The organism is Acidobacteriota bacterium (assembly GCA_028875725.1).
Taxonomy (GTDB): domain Bacteria; phylum Acidobacteriota; class Thermoanaerobaculia; order Multivoradales; family Multivoraceae; genus Multivorans.
On sequence record JAPPCR010000006.1, the window covers coordinates 1226136 to 1239327 of the forward strand.

The 13192-nt window shown below is 67.4% G+C and carries 11 protein-coding genes and 1 pseudogene; 7 read left to right on the plus strand and 5 right to left on the minus strand.

Annotated elements, in window-relative coordinates:
- The first annotated feature begins 4 nt into the window (after nucleotides 1–4).
- From OXI49_06960 to OXI49_06975, 4 genes and pseudogenes are all read left to right on the plus strand, one after another.
- Nucleotides 5–1291 (plus strand): membrane dipeptidase, encoded by a 1287-nt coding sequence (locus OXI49_06960; GenBank protein MDE2690241.1) that lies wholly within the window; start codon nucleotides 5–7, stop codon nucleotides 1289–1291.
- Between the two features lie 68 nt (nucleotides 1292–1359).
- A complete protein-coding gene (locus tag OXI49_06965; protein MDE2690242.1) occupies nucleotides 1360–2463 on the plus strand; it encodes a hypothetical protein in 1104 nt (367 codons plus the stop codon).
- A gap of 631 nt (nucleotides 2464–3094) precedes the next feature.
- A pseudogene (locus tag OXI49_06970) lies at nucleotides 3095–3769 on the plus strand (hypothetical protein).
- Between the two features lie 348 nt (nucleotides 3770–4117).
- A complete protein-coding gene (locus tag OXI49_06975) occupies nucleotides 4118–5173 on the plus strand; it encodes an ADP-ribosylglycohydrolase family protein (protein ID MDE2690243.1) in 1056 nt (351 codons plus the stop codon).
- Nucleotides 5174–5179: 6 nt separating this feature from the next.
- Here the strand turns inward: OXI49_06975 and OXI49_06980 are convergent, their stop codons facing one another.
- A complete protein-coding gene (locus OXI49_06980; protein ID MDE2690244.1) occupies nucleotides 5180–6352 on the minus strand; it encodes a PepSY-associated TM helix domain-containing protein in 1173 nt (390 codons plus the stop codon).
- Nucleotides 6353–6399: 47 nt separating this feature from the next.
- Entirely contained in the window at nucleotides 6400–6648 is a 249-nt protein-coding gene (locus OXI49_06985) for a hypothetical protein (GenBank protein MDE2690245.1), read from the minus strand.
- A gap of 144 nt (nucleotides 6649–6792) precedes the next feature.
- On the opposite strand from OXI49_06985, the gene OXI49_06990 reads away from it, so the two are divergent.
- Entirely contained in the window at nucleotides 6793–8070 is a 1278-nt protein-coding gene (locus OXI49_06990; protein ID MDE2690246.1) for a hypothetical protein, read from the plus strand.
- Here OXI49_06990 and OXI49_06995 read toward each other — a convergent pair.
- A complete protein-coding gene (locus tag OXI49_06995; GenBank protein MDE2690247.1) occupies nucleotides 8067–8483 on the minus strand; it encodes a type II toxin-antitoxin system VapC family toxin in 417 nt (138 codons plus the stop codon). The two genes, OXI49_06990 and OXI49_06995, sit on opposite strands and share 4 nt — an antisense overlap.
- A 21-nt stretch (nucleotides 8484–8504) precedes the next feature.
- Between OXI49_06995 and OXI49_07000 the strand changes: the two genes are divergently transcribed.
- On the plus strand, nucleotides 8505–8639 hold the full coding sequence (locus tag OXI49_07000) for a hypothetical protein (protein ID MDE2690248.1): 135 nt from the start codon (nucleotides 8505–8507) through the stop codon (nucleotides 8637–8639).
- A gap of 208 nt (nucleotides 8640–8847) precedes the next feature.
- Nucleotides 8848–10143 (plus strand): hypothetical protein, encoded by a 1296-nt coding sequence (locus tag OXI49_07005; GenBank protein ID MDE2690249.1) that lies wholly within the window; start codon nucleotides 8848–8850, stop codon nucleotides 10141–10143.
- Here OXI49_07005 and OXI49_07010 read toward each other — a convergent pair.
- Complete coding sequence (locus tag OXI49_07010; protein ID MDE2690250.1) at nucleotides 10058–11419, minus strand: Xaa-Pro peptidase family protein; 1362 nt, start codon at nucleotides 11417–11419, stop codon at nucleotides 10058–10060. The two genes, OXI49_07005 and OXI49_07010, sit on opposite strands and share 86 nt — an antisense overlap.
- A gap of 27 nt (nucleotides 11420–11446) precedes the next feature.
- Nucleotides 11447–13099: a fumarate hydratase gene (locus tag OXI49_07015; protein MDE2690251.1), complete on the minus strand. Its 1653-nt coding sequence runs from the start codon at nucleotides 13097–13099 to the stop codon at nucleotides 11447–11449.
- Nucleotides 13100–13192: the final 93 nt, after the last annotated feature.

The following is a 13192-nucleotide window of genomic DNA, read 5'->3' on the forward strand; positions in this document are numbered from 1 at the left end:
AACCATGGATCCAAGGGCACTCCTGACCGTCGCGCTCGTCGGTGCTCTGGCGCTCGGGTGCGCCGCCGGTCCTCCAGGTGAGAACGGTGTGGACGCCGACCCATCGACCGAGGCGCTTCTCGAGCAGGCTCGCGCCATTCATGACCGCGTGCTGGTCCTCGACGCCCATGCGGACACCGAGCTTCCGGACGCGCCGTCTCCCTACGTTGGCGACGATGGACTGTCTCAGGTCGATCCGGCCAAGCTCCACGCGGGCGGCGTCGACGCGGTCGTCATGTCCGTCGCGGTCGGTTCGGGACCTCGCACGGCGGACGGCTACGCCGCGGCCCGGTCGAGAGCCGTCGAGGAGGTCGTGGCCGTTCTCGAGCTGGCGGCGGACCCGGCGAACAACGCGACAGTTGTCCGGTCGGCCGACGAGATCGTCGCTGCCCATGAGCAGGGCAAGGCGGCGCTCATTCTCGGCTTCCAGAACGCCATGATCCTCGGCACGGAAGTCTCGGCGCTGGACGACTTCTACGACGCCGGAGCGCGCGTGTTTGCGCTCACGCATCTGGGGAACAACGACTTCGCCGACTCGTCGCGGCCGGTCTTCAACGCGGCGACGGGGACGCACGAAGGGGCCGAGCACGGCGGGTTGTCCGACCTTGGAGTTGCGGCCATCGAGCGGATCAACGCTCTCGGCGGAGTCGTCGACGTGTCCCAGTTGTCCCGGGACGCGGTGCTGCAGGTGCTGGAGGTCTCGAACGCTCCCGTGATTGCCAGTCACTCGAACGCCAGGCAGCTCACCGACGTCAGTCGCAACCTGAGCGACGAGGAGATCGACGGAATCGGCGCGATCGGCGGTGTCATCCACGTCTGCCCGTTCCGGGGCTACCTCTACGATTCGAACGATGCTGCGCTGGACGAGGCGATCCGGGAGGCGCGGCGCGGTGCCGGGGTGCTCGAGGACTACCTCTATCCCTTCGAGCTGTACTGGGAGATCGACGATCCCGCTGCCAGGTCCGCCTTCACGCAGTCGATCAGCGACCTCCTTGGTCCGGGCAGCGTCGACTCCATGCTCGACCACCTCGATTACATCGTCGACCGCATCGGCGTGGACCACGTCGGCATCGGAACGGATTTCAACCACGGTGGCGGCGTCGAAGGCTTCGCCGATGCCAGCGAGGCCCTGGGCGTGACGGTCGGGCTGCTCGAGCGCGGCTACAGCGAGGAGGACATCGGGAAGATCTGGGGCGGCAACTTCCTGCGGGTCCTGCGGGCGGCGGAGGCTGCGAAGAGATCGGTTGAGTAGGTGGCCGTGCCGCCGGGTGTGGCGTACACTAGAGACATCGATCTCAATCTGAATCGGAGGTCCTGAGAATGAAGCGCACCGCGAGCTTGCTGTCGGCAGCCGTCCTCCTTCTCGTCCTTGTCCCGGCCCTTGCGGCCCAGGACGACGGGATTCCACGAACGGCGAGCGGCCGGCCGGATCTGAACGGAACCTACGACGCCGCCACGCTGACACCGCTCGAGCGGCCGGTGCATCTCGGCGAGCGGGCGTACCTGACGCCGGAGGAAGCCGCGGAGATCGCCGAGGAGGAGCGCGCGATCCAGGAAGGCGCGGTGGCGAGGTCGGACGCGAACCGCGAGGCGCCGCCCGAGGGTGGCGCCAAGGTGGTCGGTCTGGAACACACCGCCGGTGGCGGCAACGAGTTCGGCGCAGGCAACGTGGGCGGCTACAACCTGTTCTGGATCGACCGGGGAACCGACACCTACCGCGTGGACGGCCAGATCCCGACCTCGATCATCATCGATCCGCCGAACGGTCGGATGCCTCCCATGACGGAGGCGGCACAGGCGCAGTTGAGGGCGGCTCTCGCCGGCATCATTCGCGCCAATGACGGCACCGCCTGGTGGGTAGAGCACGACGGCCCCGGCCCCTACGACGACCCCGAGTCGCTGCCGACGAGTGAGCGCTGCCTCGCCGGCTTCACCGGCGCCGCACCGACGCTCCCGAGCCTGTACAACAACTACAAGCGAATCGCGCAGACCGAGACGCACGTCGTCATCCTTCTCGAGATGATCCATGACGCCCGCATCGTCCGCCTCGACTCCGAGCATCCGGGCCCCGAGGTCACCAAGTGGCTCGGCGACTCGATCGGCTGGTGGGAAGGCGACACCCTCGTCGTCGACACGACGAACTTCCGTGTCGGCGGCCGCGGATTCCGCGGCGGCTCGGAGAACACCCACGTCGTCGAGCGCTTCTCCGTGCAGCACGATGGCAACGTCATCTACAACTTCACCGTCGAGGACGACACGGTCTGGACCGCCCCGTGGACCGGCGAGTACCTGTGGAAGGCCGCTGATGGCCTCGTCTACGAGTACGCCTGCCACGAAGGCAACTACTCGATGGGCGGCACCCTCCGCGGGGCGCGACTCCTCGAGTCGGAGGCCCTGAGCGGAGCGAGCACCGGCGCCGAGTAGGCGCAGCTTCAGGCTGCGCCGCGTCGCGTCGCGTCACCCTGGGGTCCCACCCGCCTGCGTCGCTGCCGGAGGGGAGGGTCCCAGGGGACGCTCGCGCCTTCTTGGTTGAAGGGGAGGTAGGGCGCTCGCTGTTGTCGGCTGCGCTCCGCTACGGAGTCGGTGGAGGGAGCGGCGTCGGAAGTCGCTGGCCTCCGACCCCCTGGGACCCTCCCCTCCGGCACCGCCGCAGGCTGGACGACGCCGTGTCGCGGCACGATGGCGTCGCTCTGGGTGCGCGGGTCTTCCGACCCGCACGCGGCGGCTACTTCGCCTCGATTTCGACACATGGTCCGCCGGACCGAGCTGTCGGTGCGCCGGCCTTCTGGCCGGCATCAAGTGAGTCGCAAGAGCAGCGAAGCCTAAGTTGACGGCTGGACCAACTGGCTTGGACCAAGGGAGACGATGACTCTGCGCGTGCATCGCGGAGGGACCGTGACCAAGGGAGGAGAAGGCGATGGCGAAGTCCACACTAGAGAAGTTCGCCGCAAGACAGCGGCACTCGACGTGTTCATGGCTGGTTGACGATGAGTGTGGCTACGACGGGAAGCCTGCGTGCCCGTGTCACTCGGAAGGGGCTGCAGGTGACGGCCTCATGGACGGCCCGCTCGGATCGAAGATCAAGCCCAACAAGAAGGTTCTGAAGACGCTCGACGAATTCGGCCGGATTCGCCTCTCTGAGCACTACTTCATGCGGGACTTCCTGCACTCCGAGATCGCTGCGATTCACGGCATTGCCAACGTGCCGTGCGACGTCGGACTTGCCGTCGAAGCCGGCAAGGGACTATGCGAGAACCTGCTTGAACCGCTCCACAGCATCTTCGGGCACATCACGATCCGCTCGGCCTTCCGGAGCGTGAGTGTGAACGGCTTCGGCAACTGCCACAAGATGAACTGTTCTTCCAACAAGGCGAGCTACGCAAACCACATCTGGGACCACGAGGACAAGCACGGCTACATCGGCGCCACGGCCTGCATCGTCATTCCGTGGTTCGTGGACTGGCTGGAAAGGCACCCGGGCTACGACTGGCGTTCCCTAGCCTGGTTCATCCACGACCATCTGCCGTACTCGGAGATGGTCTTCTTTCCCGGGAACGCGGCCTGCAATCTCACTTGGCGCTGCAACCCCCAAGAGCCCGGTGGCTCGAGGTCTGAAGATCCCAGACACAAGCTCAAGAGCTTCTCGGCACCGCAGGGAATCCTGACAGCACCGGGCATGTGCAACTACACCGGGAGACACGATTGCTGGTACCCGGACTTCCCCGACCTGACTTCGGCTCGGGAGCGTGCGCGGACGTCTCGGCCGACTCCGCGGCGCCACATGTGGCCCGACTACCTTCAGCGAGCTTGCGAGCTCAAGTCGAACGAGGACATGCAGTTCGAGGAACTGTGTCGCCAGAAGAAGGCGGGAGAAAAGAACCCCGCCTTCGCCGTCTGGCGGAGCCACTGGGTTCGAGAAGTCAACAAGGCGTGGGAGGGGGAGGGCGGCAAGGGCAAGGGAAAGGGTACTTTCGGCGAAAGGGAGACTTGGTACGAGCAGGAGCTTGCCGCTTCACGGGGTTCCGGGAGCAGATGACCAACTCCTGGACTCTTCAATGGAGCTGAGGATGCGTCGCCGGTGCTTGAGACAGGCGTGGAGGGGATCAACGTGAATCCTGTGGACCGCTGCCGCGGTCTCATGGTCGGCCTAGGCGTTGGCAACGCCCTTGGCGTTCCACAAGAAGGCTGGCCACGTCACACGGTCGCGGCTTCCTACCCGAACGGAATCCGAGAGATCGAACTGGAACCCGGCGAGCCCGACGACGACGACCTCGCCCAGGCGATCATCCTTGCCGAGGCTGCGATCGAGGCTGGGTTCGGCGATCTCGACACCGACGAGATCGGTCGGCGGTTCTGGGTGTGGGCAGAGGAGAACGGCCGCGGTCTCGGGATTCAGACCGCGGACGTCCTGTCGCTGATCGGCGGTGCCAGGCCGCGTTGCGGCCTCGGGTTTGGACTTCAGGCGCGGGAACCGACGGGGCTACCGGCAGTGGAGGCGGCGCGGCAGGTCTGGGAGGAGTCAGGCCGACACTCCGCGGGCAACGGTGCCGTGATGCGGTGCGCGCCGCTCGCCATCCGGTGGTTGCGGGATGACGTTGCCCTTGTCAGGAACACCGCGCTGAGCGCTGTCACGACTCATGCGGACCCGCGCTGCGTCTGGTCCGCCGTTCTGGTCAACGTCGCGGTTGCCATGTTGGTCAGCGGCGAGGATGTTGCCGTCTCGGAGGCCTTGAAGCGCACGCGCCGCGCTGCAGCGGAACTGGGAGACTCCCTCGCGGGCCTCGGGGTCGCAGGGACAGTGCCGGAAAGCGTCGTGGATGCGTGCTCGATCGCCGCTGGCATAGCACCCGCGGATCTGGCCCTTGACGGCCTCGACATGGGCTACACCCTGAAGGCGATGCAGGTCGCTCTTTGGTGCGCGACGCAGGCCACCGACTTCGAGGAGGCGCTGGTGGCGGTCGTCAGTGCCGGCGGAGACACGGATACGAACGGCGCGGTGGCCGGCGCGGTGCTCGGTGCCCGATTCGGGTTTAAGGCGATACCAAGCCGTTGGCGCTGGCGGCTGGCGGAGATCCGACCGCGTAGCGAGGCGCTCGAAGTGCTCGCTGACCGGTGCGTTGCAGCTAGCGCGTGAGGGCGGTCAGGTCCGGCGGGCGGGGCCGAAGAAACGGCGCCAGCTCATCGCGAGACCGGTCCAGACCAGGACGGCGACGGCGAGGGACACGACGCCGGCGATCGTCTGTCCGACCACGCCATACACCTCGCCGGTGTGGGCAAACCGTAACCAGCGGCGGATCTTGAAGCCGCGCGTGAAGGTCGGATAGCCGGCGCGCCCGACCAGCTCGCCCGTCGCCCGGTCGAACAGCAGGTCCTCGCGCTTCGACGGCTGGCGCCCCGTCCCGCGGTCGACCGTGACCACGACGGGATCGTGAATCGACTCGGGAAGGTCGATCGTGAGCGTCCGCCATTCGGGCGTCCCGGCGCCGGCCTTCGCGGCCAGTACCTGCAGCTCGACAAACGCTGACCTGCCCCTGATCGAACCGAGCTCCCGCGCGAACACCCCGGGCGTGGCCGGGGACGAGGTCGCCGGGTCCGGCGCGACGGATGGGGTCTCCCGCGTCTCCGACTGCCACGGCCGCGGCGACTGCTGGAACGGTGGCGTATCGCCCGCCAGCCGATGGACGAAGTCGGCGGCCCATTGATACGAGATGGTGGCCCCGCTGAAGACGATGATGACGAGCGGCACGGCCGACCAGAAGCCGATCACCTTGTGCCAGTTGTAGTCGCGCGCCCGTCCCCTGAGGCGGGGGCGAAACCACAGGGCGTGTTTCCAGGCGGCGCGGCTGCCGGCCGACGGCCACCAGAGGTAGATCCCGCTGACGAGCAGAAACAGGAACCCGAGGTTGGCGATCGCCACCACCGTCCGACCGATGATCCGGTACTCCCCGTCGAGGGCGAACCAACGGTGCCAGTACATGACGCTGCGGAGGAAGCGTCGCATCCGCGTGTCGCCGTTGCCCAGCCGCTCGCCGGTGAAGCGGTCGACATAGACGGTGGTTCCATCGTCGAGCCCGAGGACCGCTGGCTTTCGCGGATCCCTGCGCAAAGCAGCGGAAGTGACGAGACCGGCGGGCGTCCCGCCGGAGACGCGAGCGATCAAGTCGTCGAGCCCGAGCGGCGCGACGCCCGGGGAAGGCGGGTCGGCGCGATAGTCGCGCAGCGCCCACTCGTTGAGCTGCGCCTCGTAGGTGAGGATCACGCCGGTCACCGCCAGCATGAGGACAACGACGGCGGCGGTGACGCCGACCGCCAGATGGATCCAGAAGATCGCCCTGCGCAGGGACAGTGCCGCGAACGCTTCTACTGCTGGTCGGAGTCGGTTGCCTGGCCGGATTCGGCCGGGGCACCAGCGTCGCCCTCGCCGTCGGAGTCGGTCCCGCCGGGGCAGGCCGTCGTCAGGGCGGCGGCCGCCGCGAGCGATCCGACCGCGACCGCGCGAGAAAGGAACGAGCGGCGATCGACCCGGACAGTCGTGATGTCTTCGTCCGTCAGCGACATCGGCGTGCCGGGGCGATTGGCTCCAGGCTCGCTGTTCTCCGTTCTACCCATGACACTGCTCCTGCGCTTGGAAACTGGGACCGACTGGGTCCAGTATGGTAGAGATGCGGTCCTTGGGTGTCAAGCCGCTACCCGACTGCCGGAACCAATGCGCGAGAACGAATCACGATGGGCCACGACGCACGGAGTGCCCAAGTGACAACGGACCACACCGGGCCGGGATCGGCGAACTCTGGCGGCGCGTCCGCGCGTCACCAGCGTCACGGTCCGAGCGCCCGTCCGCGGGCGGTCGGACGTCACGACCGCGACTGGTTCGCCTGGCTCCTCGATCCGCTGCCGCCGGCGGAGTTCGAGAACGACTACTACGAGCAGGGGTTTCTTCACATCCGGCGCGACGCGCCGGCGTACTACGCCGGGCTCCTCTCGGTGAGCGACCTCGATGTCGTGCTCGGCACCCACTCGGCCGGTCATCGCGACATCAAGCTGGTTCGTGCCGATGGCGACGTTGCCTCCCGTGAGTACGCGAACGACGCCGGCAGGGTCCAGCCGCTTGAGGTCGCCAGGCACTTCGACGACGGCGCGACCATCATCTTCAACCAGCTTCAAACGCGCGTACCGACGCTGGCCCGGCTGTGCGGCGCGCTCGGACGGCGCTTCTCGTCGCGGGCCCAGACCAACGTGTATCTCACGCCGCCCGAGGCGCAGGGGTTCGCCCCGCATTGGGACACCCACGACGTCTTCGTGTTGCAGATCAGCGGCACCAAGCGCTGGTCGATCTACGACACCAAGGTGAAACTGCCACTCCGCGGCCAGGGCTTCGAACGCGGTATGCCTCCCGGCGACGTCACCGACGAGCTCGAACTCGGCCCGGGCAGCGCCCTTTACATCCCACGAGGTCTGATGCACTCGGCCCGTTCGACAGGGCAGACGTCGTTGCACATCACGCTCGGACTCACGGCGTTCACATGGGCCGAGTTCCTCGTCGAAAGTGTCACCGCGGCGGCGCTCGAGGAAGAATCGCTGCGGCGGAATCTCCCTCGCGAGTTCGCTCGTGAGGAATTCCCCCTGGCCGAGCGAGAGCGCCTGTTCGGCGAGAAGCTGGCGTTCGTGCAGTCGCGATTCGATGCCGAGGTCGTGTGGCGCCGCTTCGCGGACGAGGTCCTGGCCGCCGACGTCCCCCTGTTCACCGACCTGCTCAGCCAGCGGCTCCACGGAGACCGGCTGACGCCCCGCTCGCGGGTAAGGCGCCGAGCCGGGCTGCTCACCGAAGCCGTGACGGACAGGGAGTCGTGCCTCCTCCGGTTCGGTGGCCGTGAGATCAGGCTGCCGGCCGGCGTGTGGCCGGCGCTTCAGTTCGCGACGACGGCTGACGAGTTCGCCATCGAGGACCTGCCCGACTGCCTGGATGCCGAGGGAAAGCTGACCCTGGTGGCGCGACTCGTCAGGGAGGGGGTTCTCCAGAGCGCCTGCTAGCGGATGAGTTGCGCTGAACCGGCTAGTCCCGCGGCCGTCATGGCCTGGGCGAGCGTCCTGTCCGCAGTTGCTAGCGGGCAGTCGAGTTGTTGGGCCAGCGCCGCGTAGACGGCGTCGTACACGGTCAGATCCAGCGCGAAAGCCAAGCTACGGGCCGGTCGAACGAGTTCGGCGAGCGGTGTCAGAGCCATCGGTACGGCGGCCAGCGTCCGAAAGGCGGCGTCGGCGTCGGATCGTGACAGAGCGCCCCGGCGGACCTTCGTTCGGAGGACGTTCGCGACTTCCAGCAGCAGGAAGTCCGGGGCGTGAAGGACATCCCGGCCCAGCAGCTCGAGGGCGTCAGGGCTGCCTTCCTCTTCGAGAACCCACTTCAGGGCGGCACTGGCGTCAACGACGACGCGTTGGAGCGGCAAGACGGGTCAGCCCGAGATGTCGTGGGCTCTTCCGTCCCGCAGTTTCCGAACCAGTTGCTCGACGGGTTCATCGTCTTCGTGCGCTATCGCTGCACGGACTGCGTCGAGGCGAGCCCGTGCCGCTTCGCGGTCGACCCCGACGGCCATCGCGAGTGAGCGGCGGGCTTCTTCCTCGGTTGATCGGCCGGCAGCCGCGGCGCGACGTCGCAATGCCTGCACGACCGCTTCGTCGACGTTGCGGATAGTAAGCTGGGCCATGTGGGAAGGCTACAATGACAGCGCCTACATTGCAATCACTGGTGGTAGTTCACCGGATCCACGTTGATCCGGTTTGGCCGCGGGCAGCAGGGATCGGAGTGCAGCAATGAGAGTCCTGAAGATCATCGCGATCGCCGCGCTCGGCTTGATTCTGATGCTGGCCTGCGCGGTCGGCCTGTTCCTGGCTACTGCCGGCGTCGATACGCCGGAGGGCCAGGCGAGCCGTGAGGTCCTCGCGCGGGGGTCCTACCAGGTCAAGAGGCTGGACACGACGTTCGTCGACCGGAGCCGCCCGACGCAGGCCAACAACGACTTCAGCGGCTCGGACGAGCGGCGCCTCGCGACCACGATCAACTATCCGGCGAATCCGAATGCCCGCGGAGTCGCGAGGGAAGGTCGACCGGCGAACGGCTTTCCGTTGATCGTCTACAGCCACGGCTTCATGTCCAGGCGGTCGGAGGGCGCCTACCTGGCGCGGCACTTCGCCCGGCGCGGCTACGTCTTCGTTGCTGCCGACTATCCGTTGACCAACTTCGCGAGTCCGGGCGGGCCGCGTTTCGAGGACGTGGTTCACCAGCCAGGCGACGTGCGGTTCCTGATCGACAGGGTGCTGCGCTGGAACGACGACCCGGCTCACGAGTTCTCGGGAGCCATCGATCCGGAGCGCATCGGCGTGATGGGGCTGTCTCTCGGCGGCATGACCAGCACGCTCGCCGCTTTCCATCCGGAACTCCGGGACGATCGGATCGGGGCTGCCGTATCGATCGCGGGACCCAGCGCCATGTTCACGCCCGCCTTCTTCGAGACGGACGATGTACCGTTCCTGATGATCGCCGGCGATGCCGATGCCATCGTGCCGTACCCGGAGAACGCGGCCTCGCTGCAGGAGCGCGCGCCGCGCAGTGGGCTGGTCACGTTGCGGGATGGCTCGCATGTAGGTTTCGCCGACATCGCCCGCTACACCTCCCGTTGGTCCAGGCACGGCGACACGTTCGCGTGTGGCGCCCTCATGGGCGCCGTGGCGGAAGACGCCGACCTGGGCGATGTACCCGGGCTCGGAGGCCTCGACCAGGGGGTGGCCCGAGATCAGGGCGGCAGGCTGTGCGATCCCCTTCCGAGCGTGCGGTCGATGCGGCCGGCACGCCAGCAGATGCTGACGATTCTCGCCGCCTTCTCGTTCTTCGAGAGCCGGTTCGCCGAGGAGGCCGTCGACCGCAAAGGGGCGGCCGACTATCTCGCTACGGGACTGGCCGCGGAGAACGACGACGTGACGGTGCGACTGCCGGGCGCCCATGACGGCGCGTCGCGAACGGCTGCTATCTGGACGAGCCCACGAGGGCCAGCAGAGCGTCGACTTCCTTCGGCACGGCCGCACTCAGGATCTCCGGCTCGCCTTCGGTGATCAGAACGGTGTCCTCGATGCGGATGTGGATGTTCCGTTCGGGGATCTCGAGGATCGGCTCTACGGCGATCACCATGCCCGGCTCGAAGGGCAGGGAGCTGTCGCCGACGTCGTGGACCGAGAGGCCGACGAAATGGCCGGCGCCGTGGGCGGGCTTGTCCTCGAAGCCCCAGCGGTCGTAGATCTCGCGGCAGATCGCGGTGGTTTCCCGGCGGGTCACGCCCGGGCGCATGGCGGCGATGATCGCCTTCTGCGCTTCCAGCACGGCGCGGTAGGCGCGCTCCTGGACTTCGTCGAGTTTGCCCGTCACCGGCCAGGTGCGGGTGATGTCCATCGTCATGTAGGCGAAGGAGGCGCCGTAGTCCATGACGACCAGGTCGCCGTCCTGGAGCTGCCGGTCGTTCCTGACCCAGTGCCAGATCAGGCCGTTCGGGCCCGAGCCCACGATTGCCGGGTAGGCCTCCATCTCGGCGCCGTGCTTCAGGAACACGTGCTTGGCGGCGGCCTCCAGTTCGTACTCCCAGCCGCCGACGCGGGTGGCGCGGATGGCCGCCGCGATGCCGTCGGCGCTGACCTTGCCGGCGCGACGCAGAACTTCGATCTCCCTCGGCGTCTTGATCATCCGCAGCCGATCGAGGTGCGGCGTCAGGTCGCGCAGCTCGGCGTAGGGGTAGCGGCTGCGGATCGTCGCGATCTGGTGAGCCTGCTCGGTCGGCTGGCCGCCCCAGGGGTTCTGTTCGCGGCGGCCGAGGTAGAGGCCCTTCTCGCTGCGGGCGAGGTCGAGTTCGTCGCGTTCGCCCAGCCGCATCCAAAAGAGCTTCCCGGCCTCTCCCGGCATCCGGCCGCGGCGCCGGGCCAGGTGCTCGGGCAGGTAGGCGAGATGGTCGACCTCGAACCCGCTGCCTTCGGCCTGCTCGGGGGCGTAGAGCCAGTTCGGCCCGTCGATGAACTTCTCCCGATCGCCCTGGTGGGGCAGGTAGAGGCGGGCCTCGCAGCCGTCGACCTCGAGCAGCAGAACGGCGTTTCGGCCCTCGTACCCGGTCAGATAGAAGAAGTCGTGGTCCTGCCGGAAGCGGGCGCCGTAGCGCGGCATCGTCTCCGCGAACATGAGCACCGCGCCGCCGTCCAGGCGTTCGCAGAGGCGCGCACGTCGTTCGGCGAATTCTCCGGGCGGGTAGGTGGCTCGCTGAGCGGTCGCGACTGTGGCAGCAAAGAAAACTGCGAAAAACAGGACCACGGAAGCGAGTTTTCCGGAGATTTTGGCTGTGCGAGTCATTTTCTCGAGAGGAAACAGGGTGTTCCTCTAACTTTTTCTTCCGCCTCCGATCGCTACAGCTCGCGTTTTCTCGAACGGAGAGAAGAAATCGTTCCCCTTGTCGTCGATCACGATGAAGGCGGGGAAGTTCTCGACCTCGATCTGCCAGATGGCCTCCATGCCGAGATCCTCGAACTCGCGCAGCTCGACCTTCCGGATGCTCTGCTCGGCGAGCGCCGCCGCCGGTCCGCCGATCGAGCCGAGATGGAAGCCGCCGTGCCTCTCGCAGGCGCGGCGCACCTGTGGTGAGCGGTTGCCCTTGGCCAGCATGACCATGCTGCCGCCGTGGCTCTGGAACAGGTCGACGTAGGGATCCATCCGTCCGGCGGTTGTCGGACCGAAGGACCCGGACGCCTTGCCTTCGGGTTTCTTCGCGGGGCCGGCGTAGTACACCGGCTGGTCCTTGAAGTACTGAGGGAGATCCTGCCCCGAGTCGAGCAACTCCTTGAGCCGGGCGTGGGCGATGTCGCGGGCGACGACCATCGGACCCGTGAGCGCCAGCCGCGTGGCGACCGGGTACTTCGAGAGCTCGGCGCGAATCTCGTCCATCGGCCGGTTCAGGTCGATGGCGACGACCTGGCCGCTGAGTTCGTCCTCGTCGATTTCGGGCAGGTACCTGGCCGGGTTCTCCTCGAGCTGCTCCAGGAAGATCCCGTCGCGGTTGATCCGGCCCAGGATCTGGCGGTCGGCCGAACAGGACACGCCGAGGCCGACGGGCAGCGAGGCGCCGTGGCGCGGCAGGCGGATGACCCGCACGTCGTGGGCGAAGTACTTGCCGCCGAACTGGGCGCCGATGCCGATCCGGGTGCAGAGCTCGAAGATCTGCTGCTCCATCTCCAGGTCGCGGAAGGCGCGGCCACGTTCGTTGCCGCTGGTCGGGAGATCGTCCAGGGCGTGGCAGGTCGCGAGCTTGAGCGTCTTCATCGTCGCCTCGGCCGACGTTCCGCCGACGACCAGGGCGATGTGGTAGGGCGGGCAGGCCGATGTGCCGAGGGTACGGAGCTTCTCGTCGACGAAGTTCATCAGCGAGATCGGGTTCAGGATCGCCCTCGTCTCCTGATACAGGAAGCACTTGTTCGCCGAGCCGCCGCCCTTGGCGACAAACAGGAACCGGTACTCGTCGCCGCGCGCCGCGTAGAGGTCGACCTGGGCGGGCAGGTTCGTGCCCGTGTTCTTCTCCTCGTACATCGACAGCGGCGCCATCTGGGAGTAGCGGAGGTTGCGCTCCTGGTAGGCGTCGAAGATGCCCCGGCAGAGTTCCTCCTCGTCGTCGAAGTCCGTGTACACGTCCTGGCCCTTGTAGCCGAGGACGATCGCGGTGCCGGTGTCCTGGCAACCGGGCAGGACGCGACCGGCCGCGATGTTCGCGTTCTTCAGAAGCTCCATCGCCACGAAGCGGTCGTTGGCCGACGACTCCGGATCGTCCAGGACGCGGCGCAACTGCTCCAGGTGGCTGGCGCGCAGCAGGTGGGCGATGTCGTCCATCGCGTCGCGGGCGATCAGCCGCAGCGCCTCTGGATCGATGTGCAGGGTCTCGCGGCCGCCGGCGGACTCGACGCGGACGTGGTCGGACGTCAACCGACGGTACTCCGGCTCGTCGCCGGCGTGTTCGAACAGGTGCTGGTGCTGGAAGTCGGTCATGGCTGCCTGCGAGTCTGCGTGACGGAGCGCCGCGAAGCAAGTTGGTCAAGGCGAGCCGCTGCTAGTCTGCCCGCTTGATCGTGCGGTTCCCCG

Bases quoted from the DNA above. Each gene is read 5' to 3' on its own strand.
- OXI49_06985 (MDE2690245.1), bottom strand. From the start codon at position 6,648: ATGGGTAGAACGGAGAACAGCGAGCCTGGAGCCAATCGCCCCGGCACG.
- OXI49_07005 (MDE2690249.1), top strand. From the start codon at position 8,848: ATGAGAGTCCTGAAGATCATCGCGATCGCCGCGCTCGGCTTGATTCTG.
- OXI49_06965 (MDE2690242.1), top strand. From the start codon at position 1,360: ATGAAGCGCACCGCGAGCTTGCTGTCGGCAGCCGTCCTCCTTCTCGTC.
- OXI49_07015 (MDE2690251.1), bottom strand. From the start codon at position 13,099: ATGACCGACTTCCAGCACCAGCACCTGTTCGAACACGCCGGCGACGAG.
- OXI49_06960 (MDE2690241.1), top strand. From the start codon at position 5: ATGGATCCAAGGGCACTCCTGACCGTCGCGCTCGTCGGTGCTCTGGCG.
- OXI49_07010 (MDE2690250.1), bottom strand. From the start codon at position 11,419: ATGACTCGCACAGCCAAAATCTCCGGAAAACTCGCTTCCGTGGTCCTG.